The sequence below is a fragment of the Aeromonas rivuli genome (genome assembly GCF_020149575.1).
GTDB lineage: Bacteria > Pseudomonadota > Gammaproteobacteria > Enterobacterales > Aeromonadaceae > Aeromonas > Aeromonas rivuli.
The window spans coordinates 209,662-223,107 of the sequence record NZ_CP079742.1; the positions used below are offsets into that span (position 1 = coordinate 209,662).

Below are 13,446 nucleotides of genomic sequence, written 5' to 3' on the forward strand. Positions count from 1 at the left end.
GCGACTGCGGATATGCTTGCCAACCCAATAATGAGCTGAGAGAACAAGATGACACGGGTAAGGCCGCGCTCACTGTTACAAGTCGTCCTGATGGGCTTCGTGCTGGTGCTGATGCCACTTGGCGGCATGATCTGGCATGACAGCCGCGCCCTCGAACACCTGAGTCAGCTCACCAGTGTTGAGATGGAGCGGGCTGTTCGCGATACCCGGCGCGCCACCTTGCTCACCAATCTGGCGGTCGATCTGGAGCGTACCCTGCGTCGCTATGCCGTGCTCGGGGACAGTCGCATCCTCGCCAGCTACCAGCAACAGCTGACCCACTATCGTGAACTGCTTGCCGAGCACCAGATCTCCATCCCCAATGCTCCCGTCTATGGCCAGCTGGGGGAACTGCTCGGCTGGCTCGACAGCCTGCAGGATCTGACCCGGGCCAAGGTGGAGTCGACCAGTATCCGCTTCGAGGAGCTCGACCAGGTCAGCACTGAGCTGGAGGTGACGACCCGCAGCCAGGTTGATGAGCATCTGCTCAGGGTGCGGCTCGCCATCGATGAGTTGATGAAGGAGATCTGGTGGGTCAGCGGCCTGGTTGCCTTATTGAGTCTTTTGTTGATCCTGCTGTTCACTTATCTGATCATTCACCCTGTCCGTCAGATAGAGTCGCGTATTCTCAGTCTTGGCGCCGGCATAGAGCCGGATAAGCAGCCGGTGGACGGCCCGGCCGAGTTGGTTGTCCTGGGGGAGCGCATCCTCTGGCTGCACGACAAATTGAAGGAGCTTGAGCAGCAGAAGTATCAGTTCCTGCGCCATGTTTCCCACGAACTCAAGACGCCACTGGCGGTATTGCGGGAGGGGGCGGATCTGCTCTCGGAGCAGCTGGTGGGACCGCTCAATCCGGATCAGCAGGAGATCTGCCAGATGCTGGAGCAGAACAGCCGCCGCCTGCAGACCCTGATTGAACGGCTGCTCGACTTCAACCGCTTGAGTCAGCAAGAGGAGTTCGAACGGGTGCCGGTGGCGCTCACGCCGCTGCTCACGGAGCTGTGTGCCGAGTACCGACTCGCCATCGAGTCCAAAGAGGTCAAGGTTCATCTGCCAGAGACGGATCTTGTCCTGCAAGCCGACCCTTACCGGCTGCGGCTGATCGTCGACAACCTCTTCTCCAACGCGGTCAGCTATGGCGCCCAGGGGGGGCAGATCTGGATCCGCTCCGGTCAGGCCGGGCAAGAGAGCTGGCTGGAGGTGGCCAATGAGGGCCACCCTATTCCTCAGGATGAGCGTGAACGCATTTTCGAACCCTTCGAGCAGGGCAGTATCGCTCGGCAGGGATTATTGAAAGGGTCTGGCATGGGGCTATCCATCGCCCGCGAGTCTGCCATCAGCCTCGGCGGCGAGCTGAGCCTGGTAGACGATGCCCAGGCCCCCGTCTGTTTCCGGTTGACGTTGCAGTGATACCTATGATCAAACCACTGATGTTTCCCGCCTTCCTGGCGACCATACTGACAGGCTGCGGTCTGTTGCCGCATCTGGAGCCCTCCTCGGTCACTGACACCGAGCTGGCACAGCGGATGGAATTTGCCAACAAAGAGATGCAGGTGCGCCTGCAGTATTCTGACTGGCTGTTGGCCAGCCAGCCCCAGCAGCGCGAACAAGAGCGGGATCGCCTGAAGGGCCAACCCGATCTGGAGAGCCGTGTCAGCCTGGCCATGGTCAACAGCCACCCGGCCGAATCGGTGGCGAGCCGTCGCGCCGGGCTCGATGCCCTCAAGGGGCTACAACCGGAGCTTGGCCTGGATGCCCAGGCCTTCCTGCGTAGCTGGATAGCCCTGGGGGAACAGTTGCTGGAGCGGGACGGTCGGCGCGATAACCAGAGTCAGGAAGTGCAGCGACTCAAGCGCCAGATAGAGCAGTTGTCCGCCATCGATGAACAGCTCAACAAACGCAAGTATCAAGAGACGGACGGGACCCGGCCATGAGCCGCATCCTGCTGGTTGATGACGATAGCAGCCTGCTCAAGTTGATGAGTATGCGGCTGCGCAGCCAGGGCTATGAGGTGGATACCGCCGATAGCGCCGAGGCGGCCCTCGATCGGCTGCGTCAGCAACGGGCCGATCTGGTGCTGAGCGATCTGCGCATGGGGGGAATGGATGGCCTGGCGCTGTTCGAGAAGATCCAGACCCAGTGGCTCGGCATGCCCGTTATTATCATGACGGCCCATGGCACCATTCCCGATGCCATTCAGGCGACCCGCTCCGGGGTGTTCAGCTTCCTCACCAAACCCATCGACAAGGATGATCTGCTGAGCACGATCGAGCATGCACTCAGCCTGACCCGGCCCAAGCAGAAGCGGGAGTGGCAGTCCCAGATCCTGACCCGCAATCCGCAAATGGAGCAGATCCTGATCCAGGCCAGCACCATCGCCACCATGGAGGTGCCCGTGCTGATCCTGGGTCCCTCAGGTTCCGGCAAGGGGTTGATGGCGCACACCCTGCATCAGGCCAGCGCCAGGCGCGAGCAGCCGCTCTATGCCATTAATTGCGCGGCCCTCTCCTGGGAGGCGCTGGATCAGGAGCTGTTCGGGGAGGATGGCCGCAGTGGCATATTCGCCCAGGCCAAGGGCGCGACCCTGTTTCTCGACGAGATAGGCAACCTGTCAGCCTCGCTGCAGGCCAAGCTGCTGCAAGTCTTGCAGGAGTACGGCCAGGGGACTGCCGAGGTGCGGGTATTGAGTGCCAGCCATCAGGACCTGGTGGCGGCCATGGATGAGGGGCGCTTTCGAGAGGATCTCTTCTATCGCCTCAACGTGGCAAATATCACCCTGCCTACCCTGTGCGCCCGCAGTGAAGACATTCCCCTGCTGGCCCGTCAGGCCCTGGATGGTTACAAGGCCCGCCACCCCGACTGTTTGGCGATGGGCTTCTCCCCCGAGGCGCTGGCCATGCTGGCCAGTGCAGCCTGGCCTGGCAACGTGCGCCAGCTATCCAGCCTGGTGGAGCAGCTGGCGAGCCTGTGCAGCAGCCCGGTGATAGGTGTTGTCATGGTGGAGTCTGCCTTGAGCGGCAGCAGTGGCGGCATCCCCTCCTTCAACGAGGCGCGCGCCGAGTTCGAGAAGGAGTATCTGATCCGCCTGCTGCGCACCACAGAGGGAAACGTCACCCTGGCCGCCAACATGGCGGGCCGCAATCGCACCGACTTTTACAAACTGCTCAGTCGTCACGCCATCGAGGCGGCGAATTTCAAGCCCAAGAGCTAGGGGGGAGGTGACGTTGACCCGCAGTGGCGCGGGTCAGCCGGGTGATGGCACGCCGCTGGCAAGGGAGGTTCTTGCGCCGGCCGAGGGTGATTCGACGGGGGGATGAGGCGGATTCAGGCTGAGGAGCTCATCTTGGTGCCCGGTTTTGCCATGGGGCGACTGCGGGCGGAGAGCCAGAGGCCGCTCGCCTTCATCAGGTAACCGAAGAGGGCACCGATGACGAGGGAGGGTAATATCAACCGCCAGTCACCCGCGGCGCCAAAAGTGGCACAGCAGCCGGCAAAGGTGCCGGGTATGTAAGAGAGCCAGTGCTGCTTGGCTTGCATGCACATCAGGGTGGCGACCACCCCCGTCATCAGATAACCGGCCAGACCGGCTCCCCACCAGGACTCCCCATGGATCAGCAACAGGCCCCACAACATGCCGCTGGCATTGCAGAGCAGGGTCTGGCCGAGGGCCCGCAGGCCGCCCTTGGAGGCGAAGTAGCTGGTACAGCCGAGAAAACCGACCCAGGAAATCAAACCCAGCGCCACGGCCAACCAGCCCCAGAGGGCGGAGAGGATGCCCGTGGTAAGGGCAATGGCAATCAATGGAGACATGGCGACGACCCCTATCTTGGTGGAAAGGGCGCGAGGATACGCCTGCGCAAAGAAGCGGCAAGTTGGTGCTGAGGGAGCTGTGATCGCCATCACATTATGCCCGGCAGGAATACGCTTGCGCTCGCGAAAAGTTCACTGGCTGGCCTCGAGGGTGTGCACCATAGTTATGGGCCCCGTCGCCTTGAAGGAGTGAGTCTCATGTCGTCAAACGTCCTGGTTCCCCTGCTGATCTTCATCATGTTGTTTCTGGTTGGCACCATGTGCAAGGCGCTGCCTTACTACCAATAGCCTCGCGCAGTTTGACCCAGGCGGCCATTTATTGACGGAAGATGAAATGGATCCTGATCCGGCGCGGTCTTATCAATAACACCATATTCTGTGCGGGAGCCCTTCATGCTGATCAAATCCACGTCTTCCCATCACCCGACCGAAAGTGACCTCACCCCCGAGTCCGTGTATCAGGATCGACGGCTTATTCTTAAAGGCTTGGGGCTAGGCGCAGCGGGCCTGGGTGCCAGCCTGGCTTTTCCCGCCCAGGCGAGCTTGCTCGATCTCTTCAAAGAGAAAGCGCCATCGATACCAGAAGGCAAGCCGCTCAAGGTGACGCCGGCCGCGCGCCCGGAAGGTCTGGTCTTGACGCCCTATGACAAGGCGACCACTCACAACAACTTCTATGAGCTGGGGACTGACAAAGGGGATCCGGCTCGCAATGCCCACTACCTCAAGCCGGAACCCTGGACGCTCAAGGTCGGTGGTGAGGTAGATAAGCCTTTCACCCTGGATGTCTGGGACATGATCAACAAGGGGCCTCTCGAGGAGCGTATCTATCGGCTGCGCTGTGTCGAGGCCTGGTCCATGGTATTGCCCTGGACCGGCATCTCTTTGGCCTCTCTTATCAAGCAGGCCGCACCCAACAGCCGCGCCAAATTCGTCGCCTTCGAGACCCTTTATGATCCCAAGCAGCTGCCGGGGCAGGGCTCTTCGTTGGGAGGCGGCATCGATTATCCCTATGTGGAAGGGCTGCGCATCGACGAAGCCATGCACCCCCTCGCTTTCCTGGCGGTCGGCCTCTATGGCAAGACGCTGCCGGGCCAGAATGGTGCGCCCATTCGCCTGGTGGTGCCCTGGAAATACGGCTTCAAGAGCATCAAGAGCATCGTCTCCATCAAGCTGGTGGAGGAGATGCCGCCGACCACCTGGAACCTGCTGGCATCGAATGAATATGGCTTCTATGCCAACGTCAATCCTCAGGTCGATCACCCGCGCTGGAGCCAGGTCAGCGAGCGCTTCATAGGTGAGGGCGGCATCTTCGGTGCCAAGCGCCAGCCGACGCTGATGTTCAACGGCTATGGCGACGAGGTGGCTTCCCTCTATCAAGGCATGGACCTGCGCAAATGGTACTGATCCCCGCAGTGTCGCAGGCAAAATGGCCGCACTCTTTCCATGATGGAGGTTTCTCCCTATGACCCTGAGGATCACCAATACCCAGGCAAACCGGCTGCGCTGGCTGGTGCACACAGCCGCGTTCGCCTTTCTGCTCTGGCTCGGTTATGCCGTACCCGCCGGCCTGCTCGGTGGCGATCCCGTGCAGGGGCTGACCCACTACTTGGGCAAAGGAGCCTTGCATCTGCTGTTGTTGACTCTGCTGGTGTCACCGCTCGCCAAACGCTTCCGGTTGGGGCAGCTGATGCGGCTGCGCCGTCCCCTCGGCCTCTGGTGCTTCACCTGGGCGCTGCTGCACTTCATGGTCTGGTTGGGACTGGACCTGCAGTTCGACTGGCGACTGATAGGGGGGGAACTGGTCAAGCGCAACTACATCGTGGTCGGGGCCATCGCTCTGCTGCTGTTGCTGCTGCTCAGCATCACCTCGATCCCGCGGTTGCTGCGCGCCATGGGGCCGAGTTGGCAGAGGCTGCATAACTGGATCTACGGGGTAGCCCTGCTGGTACCCGTGCACTACTGGTGGTCGGTCAAGAGCGGTTGGGTTGAGCCCGCCATCTATCTGCTGGTGGCGCTGGCGCTGCTCTGGCCTCGGCGAGACAAATTGCTCAAACCCTGGCGCTCCCGTCAGGCAGGCACTGGCCGGGCAGAGGGACGAGACAAGATGAATGCAAAAGAGGCCTGATGGCCTCTTTTCTGATGGCGGGACTCAGGGGAACGGGGTAAGGGGATTAATCCTGCTCCTGACTGAGCAGTTTGCCGCTATGGGCATCCACGACCAGATGCACCCTGCGTTGATCCTTGTCCAGGGTATCGACCTCAAAACGGTCTGCATTGAGCTCGACTTCCCGGATATCGTGGTACCCTTGCGCCACTAGCAGCCGTATGAGTTCGGCCATGTCGAGCCGTGTTTGCGCCGCCTCCGCCCAGAGCGGAGACAGGCTGGCCAGCAGGCCGCAGATGGGCAGAACAGTGCGCGGGATCATATTCATTCCGGATTCATGGCTGGCAGACTATAACCGCAATTATGTTAGGTTTCTGGAGATGAATCACCCATGAATAGAGCCCTGGGTCTGCTTGCCCTGTTGCTGCCCCTGCTTGCCCATGGTGAGCCGAGCGAGGCACAGCTGCAGCAGGCGGTCAGCGAGGGACGGGTGAAACCCTTCCATGAGGTGATGGCTGCCGCGGCTCACTTGCCGGGGCGGGTATTGCGGGTTGATTTGACCGAGCAACAGGGCGTCTGGCTCTACGAACTCAAGCTGATCGACCATGAAAATAGCGTCATCAAGGTCGGCTATCGCGCCGATAATCTGGAAATGGTGTGGCTCAAGGGCCATCATCTCGAACATCTCTTTCTTCCGCCGGCCCCTGCCGCCGAGTGATCTTGCCCTCTTTCACTGGACCCATTCATGCGCATTCTGATCGTTGAAGATGAAAAGACCCTGGCCAACCAGCTGGCTGAGCAACTGCGCCAGTCCGGCTTTGTCACCGACCTCTGCCATGATGGCAACGAGGCGGGCTTTCTCGGGGAAACCGAGCCCTATGACGCCATCATTCTGGATCTCGGTCTGCCGGGTCGTGATGGGTTGAGCATTCTCAAGGAGTGGCGCAGCAAAGAGGTGGTGACCCCGGTGCTGGTGCTGACCGCTCGCGGCCAGTTGCACGAGAAGATAGAAGGGCTCAACGCCGGGGCCGATGACTATCTCACCAAGCCCTTCCAGGTTGCCGAGCTGGTGGCCAGGGTGCATGCCCTGGTGCGCCGCGCCGCGGGCAATGCCAGCTCCATCCTGGAGATCGGTGGCGTGCGTCTGGATATGGCCGCTTCACAGGTCTGGTATGAGGGCACGCCCATCAAGCTGACGGCCCATGAGTTCCGGGTGCTGGGTTATCTGATGCAGCATAAGGGCAAGGTGGTATCGCGCAGCGAGCTCATCGATCATATCTATGCTCAGGACTTTGACCGCGACTCCAATACGGTAGAGGTCTTCATCGGCCGCATTCGCAAGAAGACCCATGCCGACTTGATTGAGACGGTGCGCGGTCTCGGTTACCGGATCAACGAATGATGCCGAGCGGGGTTCTTTCTTCACGGCCGCGTTTCTTCACCAGACGGGAGAGGGGATGAGTCTGGTGCGTACCCTGCGGGGCAGATTGGTGGTCATCGCCCTCATCTGGTGCGGGCTCTTCCTCTCGGCCACCGGCTTTAGCCTGCAGACCATGATGCGCAACTATTGGCAGGAGGCCGAGGCCGACAGCCTGAGGTTGCAACTCTACGATCTGCTGGCACGGATTGAGGTGCAGCAGGGAGGGTTGCCTGCCGTCACCGAACCCATGGCGGATCCCCGCTACCGGCAGCCTTATTCCGGCTACTACTGGCAGCTGGAGCTGGGGGAGCAGATAGTCAGTCGCTCCCGCTCGCTCTGGGATGCCAACCTCAAGAGCCACCACCTCAAGTCTGCTTTTGGCGATCCGGATCTCTTTGTTGGAAAGGGCCCCAATCAGGAACCTTTGCTGATCATGACCCGCAATGTGCTGCTGCCGGGCTCCGACAAGGTGTTCACCCTGGTGATGGCCAAGGACAGTACGGCCCTGACCCAGACGCTTCACAAGACTCGTATCGGCCTGTTTCTCGGTCTGGGGTTTGCCGCTGCCGGGCTGCTGCTCGGCTTTGCCTTCCAGATAGTTTACGGTCTGCGCCCGCTGCACTTGCTGCGCCGCGAGCTGGTGCGGGTACATCAGGGCCATCAGGAGGGGTTCAGGCAGCGTTATCCCCTGGAGATCCAGCCCCTGGTCGAGGACATCAACCGCTTGCTGCATCACTATGGTGAACTGCTGCAGCGTGCCAGGGCCCATACGGGCAACCTGGCCCACGCCCTCAAGACGCCGCTCAGCATCATGCGCAATCAGCTCTCCCAGTTGCCGCCAGAGGAGCAAGGGGGTATTCAGGAGCAGCTCGACCAGATCCAGCGCCATATCGACTATCACCTCGGCAAGGCGCGGGTGACCGGGGCGTCCAAGGTGCTGGGAGTCTCGACCCCGGTGCGTGCCCGGGTGGAATATATCTGCCGCGCCTTCTCTCGCCTCTATCCGGGGCGCACCCTGGATCTGCAGGTGCCTGCCAATCTGGCAGTGGGAGTGGAAGAGCAGGATTTCGATGAGATGGTCGGCAACTTGTTGGAGAATGCCTACAAGTGGTCGGCGGGGCAGTTACGAGTCTCCAGCGCCGAGCTGGGGGGCTGGATCAGCCTGCGCATCGAGGACGACGGCCCCGGCATGACAGAAGATCAGATAACCCGCGCCGTGCTGCGCGGAGTGCGGCTGGACGAGAAGGTGCCCGGCTCCGGGCTCGGCCTCAATATAGTGTCCGATCTGGCTGAGGCCTATCGTGGCAGCCTCATCATGGGCCGTGCCGAGCTGGGGGGGCTGGCGGCTTCCCTCTCGCTACCCAAGGTGGCGCGGGTCGACGGTTAGTCACTTCACCCCTGACACATCACGGGTTCATCCCCTTTATCCATGCCCGAAGCGGGCCCTGTCAGCCTGAGTGGCGAGGGGACCGGGTCGGGTTTACCATGTGGCATCTGTGAATGCCTGAGGAAGAGATTCATGACCGACGATCCATGGGCACTGTGCCATCTTGATGATTCGTTCGATGCCTCGTTGCTGGGCCGGAAGGGAGCCCAGATCCAGTGGTTTGAAGATCGAGGCCACCTGATCGAGTTCCTGCTGGAGGACTTTATCGACCTGCTGGCCGATGCGGGCGAGCTGGAGGAGGATCAGACCGAGAGCGCCCGCGAGCGCTTCACCCTGCTGGTGGAGCAGAACCCGGATAACCGGAGTCTGATCGATGCCATCAACGATCTGGCCAGCGGCCTGCGCCGCATCGCCTGGCTGGGGCCACTCTCCGAGCTGGCCGAGATCAGCGATGACTTTGCCAGCGGGCTGCGCGCCTACTTCTGGACCCAGTATGATGGTGACGAAGATGACCCCGAAGCCTGGGTACCGGAAGAGCTCTGGCCCCAGCTAGTAGAGTGCGCGGAAGAGTACATGGTGGAAGGGGATTTCTAAGTTTCATCTGGCCACTCACGTTTAGTGGAATGCGCGGAAGAGTACATGGTGGAAGGAGACTTCTAAGTTTCATCTGGCCAGTGTCTCTGGCCACTCACGTTCGTGGAGTGCGCGGAAGAGTACATGATGGAAGGGGATTTCTAAGTCATCCTGCCAGCACTTCGGGTCACCGTCAGCGAGTTGAGAGGGGCTGCCGCGTGTCACGATTCACAATAGAAAACGGCGCCTTGATGGCGCCGTTTGTGTTGGTAAATCAAGTCAGTACTCAGGCGTTGGCTGGCACGGCATGGGCGGTATTGGCTGGCGCGGTGCCGACAAACTTCTCTATCTGCAATTGAGCCATATGACCACAGTTGCCCTGGGCCAGGCTCGACGATCCTTCATCGAAGGTGAGGCAGTTGACGTTGCCGTTCTTGCACAGGGCGCCAGCCTTGCCTGGCTCGGCCGGATCGAACCAGGCCCCTTCGCAGATGCGTACCACCCCGGGTCGCACATCCTTGGAGAGCAGGGCACCCACCAGGATCTGACCACGCCCGTTGAAGGCGCGGACCAGGTCGCCATCCGCGATACCCCGGGCCTTGGCATCGTCCGGATGTATCATGATGGCCTCCCGATCGGCCACCGCGAACTTCTCGCGCAGCGGTGTGTTGTCGAGCTGGGAGTGCAGACGCTGAGTCGGGTGCGAGGTGTTGAGCGACAGCGGGTATTGAGCCGCTGTCGTGCCTTGCTTCCACTCCTTGGGCTCGAACCACTTGGGATGACCCGCACAGTCCGCATAGCCCATCTTGTCGATGGTATTGGAGAAGATCTCTATCTTGCCTGACGGGGTGCCGAGCGGGTTGAGCAGCGGGTTCTCGCGAAAATCGGCATGGCGGATCCACTGCTTGTTCGCCTCGGGGATGGGGAAGCGAACATAGTTGTTCGACTCCCAAAACATGCTGAAGGGTGGCAGTGCCACCTTGGCACCCCGGGCCTGGGCGGCCATGGCGTCATACATCTGCTTGAGCCAGAGGGTTTCGTCCTTGCCCTCGGTATAGGCTTCTTCCAGCCCCAGCTTGGCGGCAACGGCCCGGAAGATGTCGAAGTCGTTGCGCGACTCGTGCTGAGGCGGCACGCACTGGTGCATGGGGAAGACATAACGCTGGGAGTAGTCGCCTCCCATTTCCAGATCGTTGCGCTCATAGCTGGTGGTGACCGGCAGCACTATGTCGGCGTGCTTGGCGGTCGCTGTCCAGTAAGGTTCATGCACTATCACCGTCTGGGGTTTGCGCCATGCCTGCAGCAGGTTGTTGGTGTCCTGGTGGTGGTGGAAGGGGTTGCCACCGGCCACATAGACCAACTTGACGTCCGGGTAGGTGACCTTGCGACCGTTGAAATCGATGGTTTTGCCCGGGTTGGCAAGGCAGTCGGCGATGCGAGCCACCGGGATGGGCGCGGGGCTGTTCTTGGGGGCTTCTCCGGCGGAGATGCCGGACAGTATGCCGCCCTTGGCGGTCGGGCTGCCCCCCGAGGAGTAGTGATAGCTGAAACCATACCCGCCACCGGGCAAGCCAATCTGGCCCAGCATGGCGGCTAGCGTGACCAGCATCCAGTTTGGCTGCTCGCCATGGTGCTGACGCTGCATGCCCCAGCCAGCCATGATCATGGTGCGCTTGGATGCCATGTCCAGGGCAAGCTGTGTGATCTGCTTGGCATCGACCCCGCAGATAGCCGCCGCCCACTCGGCGCTCTTGGGCTGGCCATCCGTCTTGCCAAGCAGGTAGTCGAGGAACTTGTCGAAGCCACTGCTGTAGCGATCGAGGAAGGCCTGATCGTGCTTCTTGGCGCTGTACAGGCTATGGGCCACCCCCAGCATCATGGCGACATCTGTGTAGGCATTGGGGGCCAGCCACTCGGCGCCGAGCAGCTTGGCGGTCTCGTTGTAGACGGGATCGATGGTGATGACCCGGGTGCCCTTCTCCTTCAGCGCCTTGAAGCCAGCCTGGCCTTCGTGATCCGGCATGTTCCAGCTGTTCTTCAGGGTGACCTGGGCATTGACCCCCCAGAGCACTACCAGCTCGGCATGCTCGACCACATTGGGCCAGGCAGTCTGTTGTTCGTACACCTCGATGGAGCCCATGACATGGGACATGATCACCTGGGCCGCCCCGGTGGAGTAGTCACCCGCGTAGCCGGTGAAGCCACCGGAGAGGTTCATCAGCCGGTGCAGCAGAGTGCGGCTGTTGTGGAACAGGCCCACACTCTTCCAGCCGTAGGAGCCGGCGTGGATGGCCTGGGGGCCGAATTCGCTCTGCACCCGCTTGATCTCGCCCGCGACCAGTTCGATGGCCTTATCCCAGCTCACCTTGACCCACTCATCGGCACCGCGCAGCTCGGGGCTGGCGCCGGGACCATGTTCCAGCCAGCTCTTGCGGACCATGGGGGACTTGATGCGGTTCTTGGCATGAACCTGATAGGGGGCCATGTCGATCAGCTCGTTCGGGGCCGGATCATCGGCCACCGGCTGAACCCTGACCATGCGGCCATCTTCGACGATGGCTTCGAAGGCACCCCAGTGGGCCCCGGTCAAGATGCCTTTCTGGGCCGGGACCAGGGTGGTGAACTGATCGAGCGCCGTGCTGATGGCACTGGCCAGTGCCGTCTTGGGAAAGAGACCGCCGAGCAGGGGCAGGGCGGCGCAGGCCCCCAGGCCCTTGAGCAGGCGGCGGCGGGACAGGTTGGCGGTTGTATCGTTGAAAAGAGTCATAACAATTCCTTAGTGTCCTGCCTTAGAGGGCCGAATTCATGTCACTGGCATGTTTTTGCACGTATTGGGTCAACATGCGCGCCTGCTCGGGAGTGAGGGAGGTGCGGGGCTCCATGCCCTTGATGACGCCTATCCACTGGTTCGCATTGAAGTGATCCAGGGCGGTCAGGCCGTGGCAGCCGGTGCAGTTGGCGGACATCAGGGAGGAGGCGTACTGCCACAACTTGTCTTGATCGCCGATGAGCTGGCTCTGGTCAACCCAGGCGGTCAGCTTGACCTGGTGCCAGGTAAGATTGGTGCTGGCATCGGTCTCACTCTTTCCTGTGACCAGCTGTTGCTTGGCCTCATCACCGAGCAGGGCACTCAGGATGCGCTTGCCGGGAGCGGCGTAGAAGACGTCGGCGACGCCATCTTGCTGCCAGCCGGCGATCTCGACCTGGGCGCGGCCGTTGTCACTGCCGAGGATCTGCACCTGGGTCGAAGGCATCAGGTTGCCCTGATTGGCATCGCTCTTGGCATCCATGAACAGTGGCGTGGTCGCGATGGCGTAGCGGGTGGTGACATCAGCGGGAGTCTTGGCGGCAGCCTGAGCCAGTTCGCTCGCTCCGGCGGCAGCCAGACCGCTCATGTCCGGCATGATGTGAGCCACGCCCCTGTGACAATCGATGCAGGTCTGCCCCTCCTTGATGGCGACCGGGTGTTCGGCGCGGGCGTTGGGGCGCTGGGCCAGGATGTCCATGGCCTCATAACTGTGGCAGCTGCGGCAGGTGGCCGAGTCGTTGGCCTTGAGTTCATCCCAGACGTGTTGAGCCATCAACAGCTTGCGTTCCTGATACTTTTCCGGGGTATCCAGGGTGCCGATCGCCTCGTGGTAAATGTCCTTCACGGCGCGGATCTTGGTCCACAGATAAGAGGTAGGATCCCCCGGGATATGGCAATCCGCACACTCGGCGCGTATGCCCTTGCTGTTCTGGAAGTGGACGCTGCCCTGATACTCGGCCAGCGGCGTCTGCATCGAATGGCAGGAGACGCAGAATTCGGTCGAGCTGGTCTTGTGCAGTATGGTGGCGGTGACGCCCAGTGCCGCGACGCCCAGCAAGGCCCCGAGCAGCAGGAGCCAGAACCAGGTTTTCTTGAGAAGAGATCCAAGCATGGTGGCAGTTCCTAGGTTATTAATACCCATATGGTAGTAGTTTGGCCGATGTCAAAGCTTGACACCCATCATTGCGAAATCCAAAAAGTCGTTATTTTTCTGTTTCTTAATTCATAGCATAAAAGATTTTTGAATATTTTTCACAAATGAGTCCTGCTTTCCCCTCGCCTATCTGGACTCTGCGGCAAAGACT

13 protein-coding genes are annotated in these 13,446 nt (G+C 61.0%); 9 read left to right on the forward strand and 4 right to left on the reverse strand.

What is annotated here, in order from left to right; all coding sequences use genetic code 11:
• The first annotated feature begins 48 nt into the window (after window positions 1-48).
• From KYK33_RS00930 to KYK33_RS00940, 3 genes are read left to right on the forward strand one after another with little or no spacing between them, the layout of a single operon-like run.
• A complete protein-coding gene (locus KYK33_RS00930) occupies window positions 49-1,449 on the forward strand; it encodes a sensor histidine kinase (protein WP_224431754.1) in 1,401 nt (466 codons plus the stop codon).
• Between the two features lie 5 nt (window positions 1,450-1,454).
• The gene (locus tag KYK33_RS00935; protein WP_198135211.1) at window positions 1,455-1,973 is read left to right on the forward strand and encodes a hypothetical protein; all 519 of its coding nucleotides are present in this window, start codon (window positions 1,455-1,457) and stop codon (window positions 1,971-1,973) included.
• Complete coding sequence (locus KYK33_RS00940; RefSeq protein ID WP_224431755.1) at window positions 1,970-3,250, forward strand: sigma 54-interacting transcriptional regulator; 1,281 nt, start codon at window positions 1,970-1,972, stop codon at window positions 3,248-3,250. Before KYK33_RS00935 ends, KYK33_RS00940 begins: the two co-directional genes overlap by 4 nt.
• A 113-nt stretch (window positions 3,251-3,363) precedes the next feature.
• Here KYK33_RS00940 and KYK33_RS00945 read toward each other — a convergent pair whose 3' ends face one another.
• The gene (locus KYK33_RS00945; RefSeq protein ID WP_224431756.1) at window positions 3,364-3,849 is read right to left on the reverse strand and encodes a DUF1097 domain-containing protein; all 486 of its coding nucleotides are present in this window, start codon (window positions 3,847-3,849) and stop codon (window positions 3,364-3,366) included.
• Between the two features lie 393 nt (window positions 3,850-4,242).
• Between KYK33_RS00945 and msrP the strand changes: the two genes are divergently transcribed.
• Complete coding sequence (gene msrP / locus KYK33_RS00950) at window positions 4,243-5,253, forward strand: protein-methionine-sulfoxide reductase catalytic subunit MsrP (protein WP_224431757.1); 1,011 nt, start codon at window positions 4,243-4,245, stop codon at window positions 5,251-5,253.
• Between the two features lie 58 nt (window positions 5,254-5,311).
• Window positions 5,312-5,974 carry a protein-methionine-sulfoxide reductase heme-binding subunit MsrQ gene (locus KYK33_RS00955; protein WP_224431758.1) on the forward strand — a complete coding sequence of 221 codons (663 nt, stop codon included), beginning with the start codon at window positions 5,312-5,314 and terminating at the stop codon, window positions 5,972-5,974.
• A gap of 46 nt (window positions 5,975-6,020) precedes the next feature.
• On the opposite strand, the gene KYK33_RS00960 is transcribed toward KYK33_RS00955, so the two are convergent.
• A complete protein-coding gene (locus KYK33_RS00960) occupies window positions 6,021-6,281 on the reverse strand; it encodes a PepSY domain-containing protein (RefSeq protein ID WP_224431759.1) in 261 nt (86 codons plus the stop codon).
• 63 nt (window positions 6,282-6,344) lie between these two features.
• On the opposite strand from KYK33_RS00960, the gene KYK33_RS00965 reads away from it, so the two are divergent.
• From KYK33_RS00965 to KYK33_RS00980, 4 genes are all read left to right on the forward strand, one after another.
• The gene (locus KYK33_RS00965; protein WP_224431760.1) at window positions 6,345-6,671 is read left to right on the forward strand and encodes a PepSY domain-containing protein; all 327 of its coding nucleotides are present in this window, start codon (window positions 6,345-6,347) and stop codon (window positions 6,669-6,671) included.
• Window positions 6,672-6,698: 27 nt separating this feature from the next.
• Entirely contained in the window at window positions 6,699-7,355 is a 657-nt protein-coding gene (locus KYK33_RS00970) for a response regulator transcription factor (protein ID WP_005897690.1), read from the forward strand.
• A 55-nt stretch (window positions 7,356-7,410) separates the two neighbouring features.
• Window positions 7,411-8,760: a sensor histidine kinase gene (locus tag KYK33_RS00975; RefSeq protein ID WP_042039938.1), complete on the forward strand. Its 1,350-nt coding sequence runs from the start codon at window positions 7,411-7,413 to the stop codon at window positions 8,758-8,760.
• 132 nt (window positions 8,761-8,892) lie between these two features.
• Window positions 8,893-9,354: a hypothetical protein gene (locus KYK33_RS00980; RefSeq protein ID WP_042039939.1), complete on the forward strand. Its 462-nt coding sequence runs from the start codon at window positions 8,893-8,895 to the stop codon at window positions 9,352-9,354.
• Window positions 9,355-9,619: 265 nt separating this feature from the next.
• On the opposite strand, the gene torA is transcribed toward KYK33_RS00980, so the two are convergent.
• Window positions 9,620-12,100 carry a trimethylamine-N-oxide reductase TorA gene (gene torA / locus KYK33_RS00985; protein WP_224431761.1) on the reverse strand — a complete coding sequence of 827 codons (2,481 nt, stop codon included), beginning with the start codon at window positions 12,098-12,100 and terminating at the stop codon, window positions 9,620-9,622.
• 22 nt (window positions 12,101-12,122) lie between these two features.
• Entirely contained in the window at window positions 12,123-13,253 is a 1,131-nt protein-coding gene (locus KYK33_RS00990) for a NapC/NirT family cytochrome c (protein WP_042039941.1), read from the reverse strand.
• Window positions 13,254-13,446: the final 193 nt, after the last annotated feature.

Excerpts from the sequence above, each read along its gene's own strand:
- KYK33_RS00980 (WP_042039939.1), top strand. The coding sequence starts at position 8,893 with ATGACCGACGATCCATGGGCACTGTGCCATCTTGATGATTCGTTCGAT.
- KYK33_RS00965 (WP_224431760.1), top strand. The coding sequence starts at position 6,345 with ATGAATAGAGCCCTGGGTCTGCTTGCCCTGTTGCTGCCCCTGCTTGCC.
- msrP (WP_224431757.1), top strand. The coding sequence starts at position 4,243 with ATGCTGATCAAATCCACGTCTTCCCATCACCCGACCGAAAGTGACCTC.
- KYK33_RS00960 (WP_224431759.1), bottom strand. The coding sequence starts at position 6,281 with ATGAATATGATCCCGCGCACTGTTCTGCCCATCTGCGGCCTGCTGGCC.
- KYK33_RS00975 (WP_042039938.1), top strand. The coding sequence starts at position 7,411 with ATGAGTCTGGTGCGTACCCTGCGGGGCAGATTGGTGGTCATCGCCCTC.
- KYK33_RS00930 (WP_224431754.1), top strand. The coding sequence starts at position 49 with ATGACACGGGTAAGGCCGCGCTCACTGTTACAAGTCGTCCTGATGGGC.
- KYK33_RS00940 (WP_224431755.1), top strand. The coding sequence starts at position 1,970 with ATGAGCCGCATCCTGCTGGTTGATGACGATAGCAGCCTGCTCAAGTTG.
- KYK33_RS00945 (WP_224431756.1), bottom strand. The coding sequence starts at position 3,849 with ATGTCTCCATTGATTGCCATTGCCCTTACCACGGGCATCCTCTCCGCC.
- KYK33_RS00970 (WP_005897690.1), top strand. The coding sequence starts at position 6,699 with ATGCGCATTCTGATCGTTGAAGATGAAAAGACCCTGGCCAACCAGCTG.
- KYK33_RS00935 (WP_198135211.1), top strand. The coding sequence starts at position 1,455 with ATGATCAAACCACTGATGTTTCCCGCCTTCCTGGCGACCATACTGACA.
- KYK33_RS00990 (WP_042039941.1), bottom strand. The coding sequence starts at position 13,253 with ATGCTTGGATCTCTTCTCAAGAAAACCTGGTTCTGGCTCCTGCTGCTC.
- KYK33_RS00955 (WP_224431758.1), top strand. The coding sequence starts at position 5,312 with ATGACCCTGAGGATCACCAATACCCAGGCAAACCGGCTGCGCTGGCTG.
- torA (WP_224431761.1), bottom strand. The coding sequence starts at position 12,100 with ATGACTCTTTTCAACGATACAACCGCCAACCTGTCCCGCCGCCGCCTG.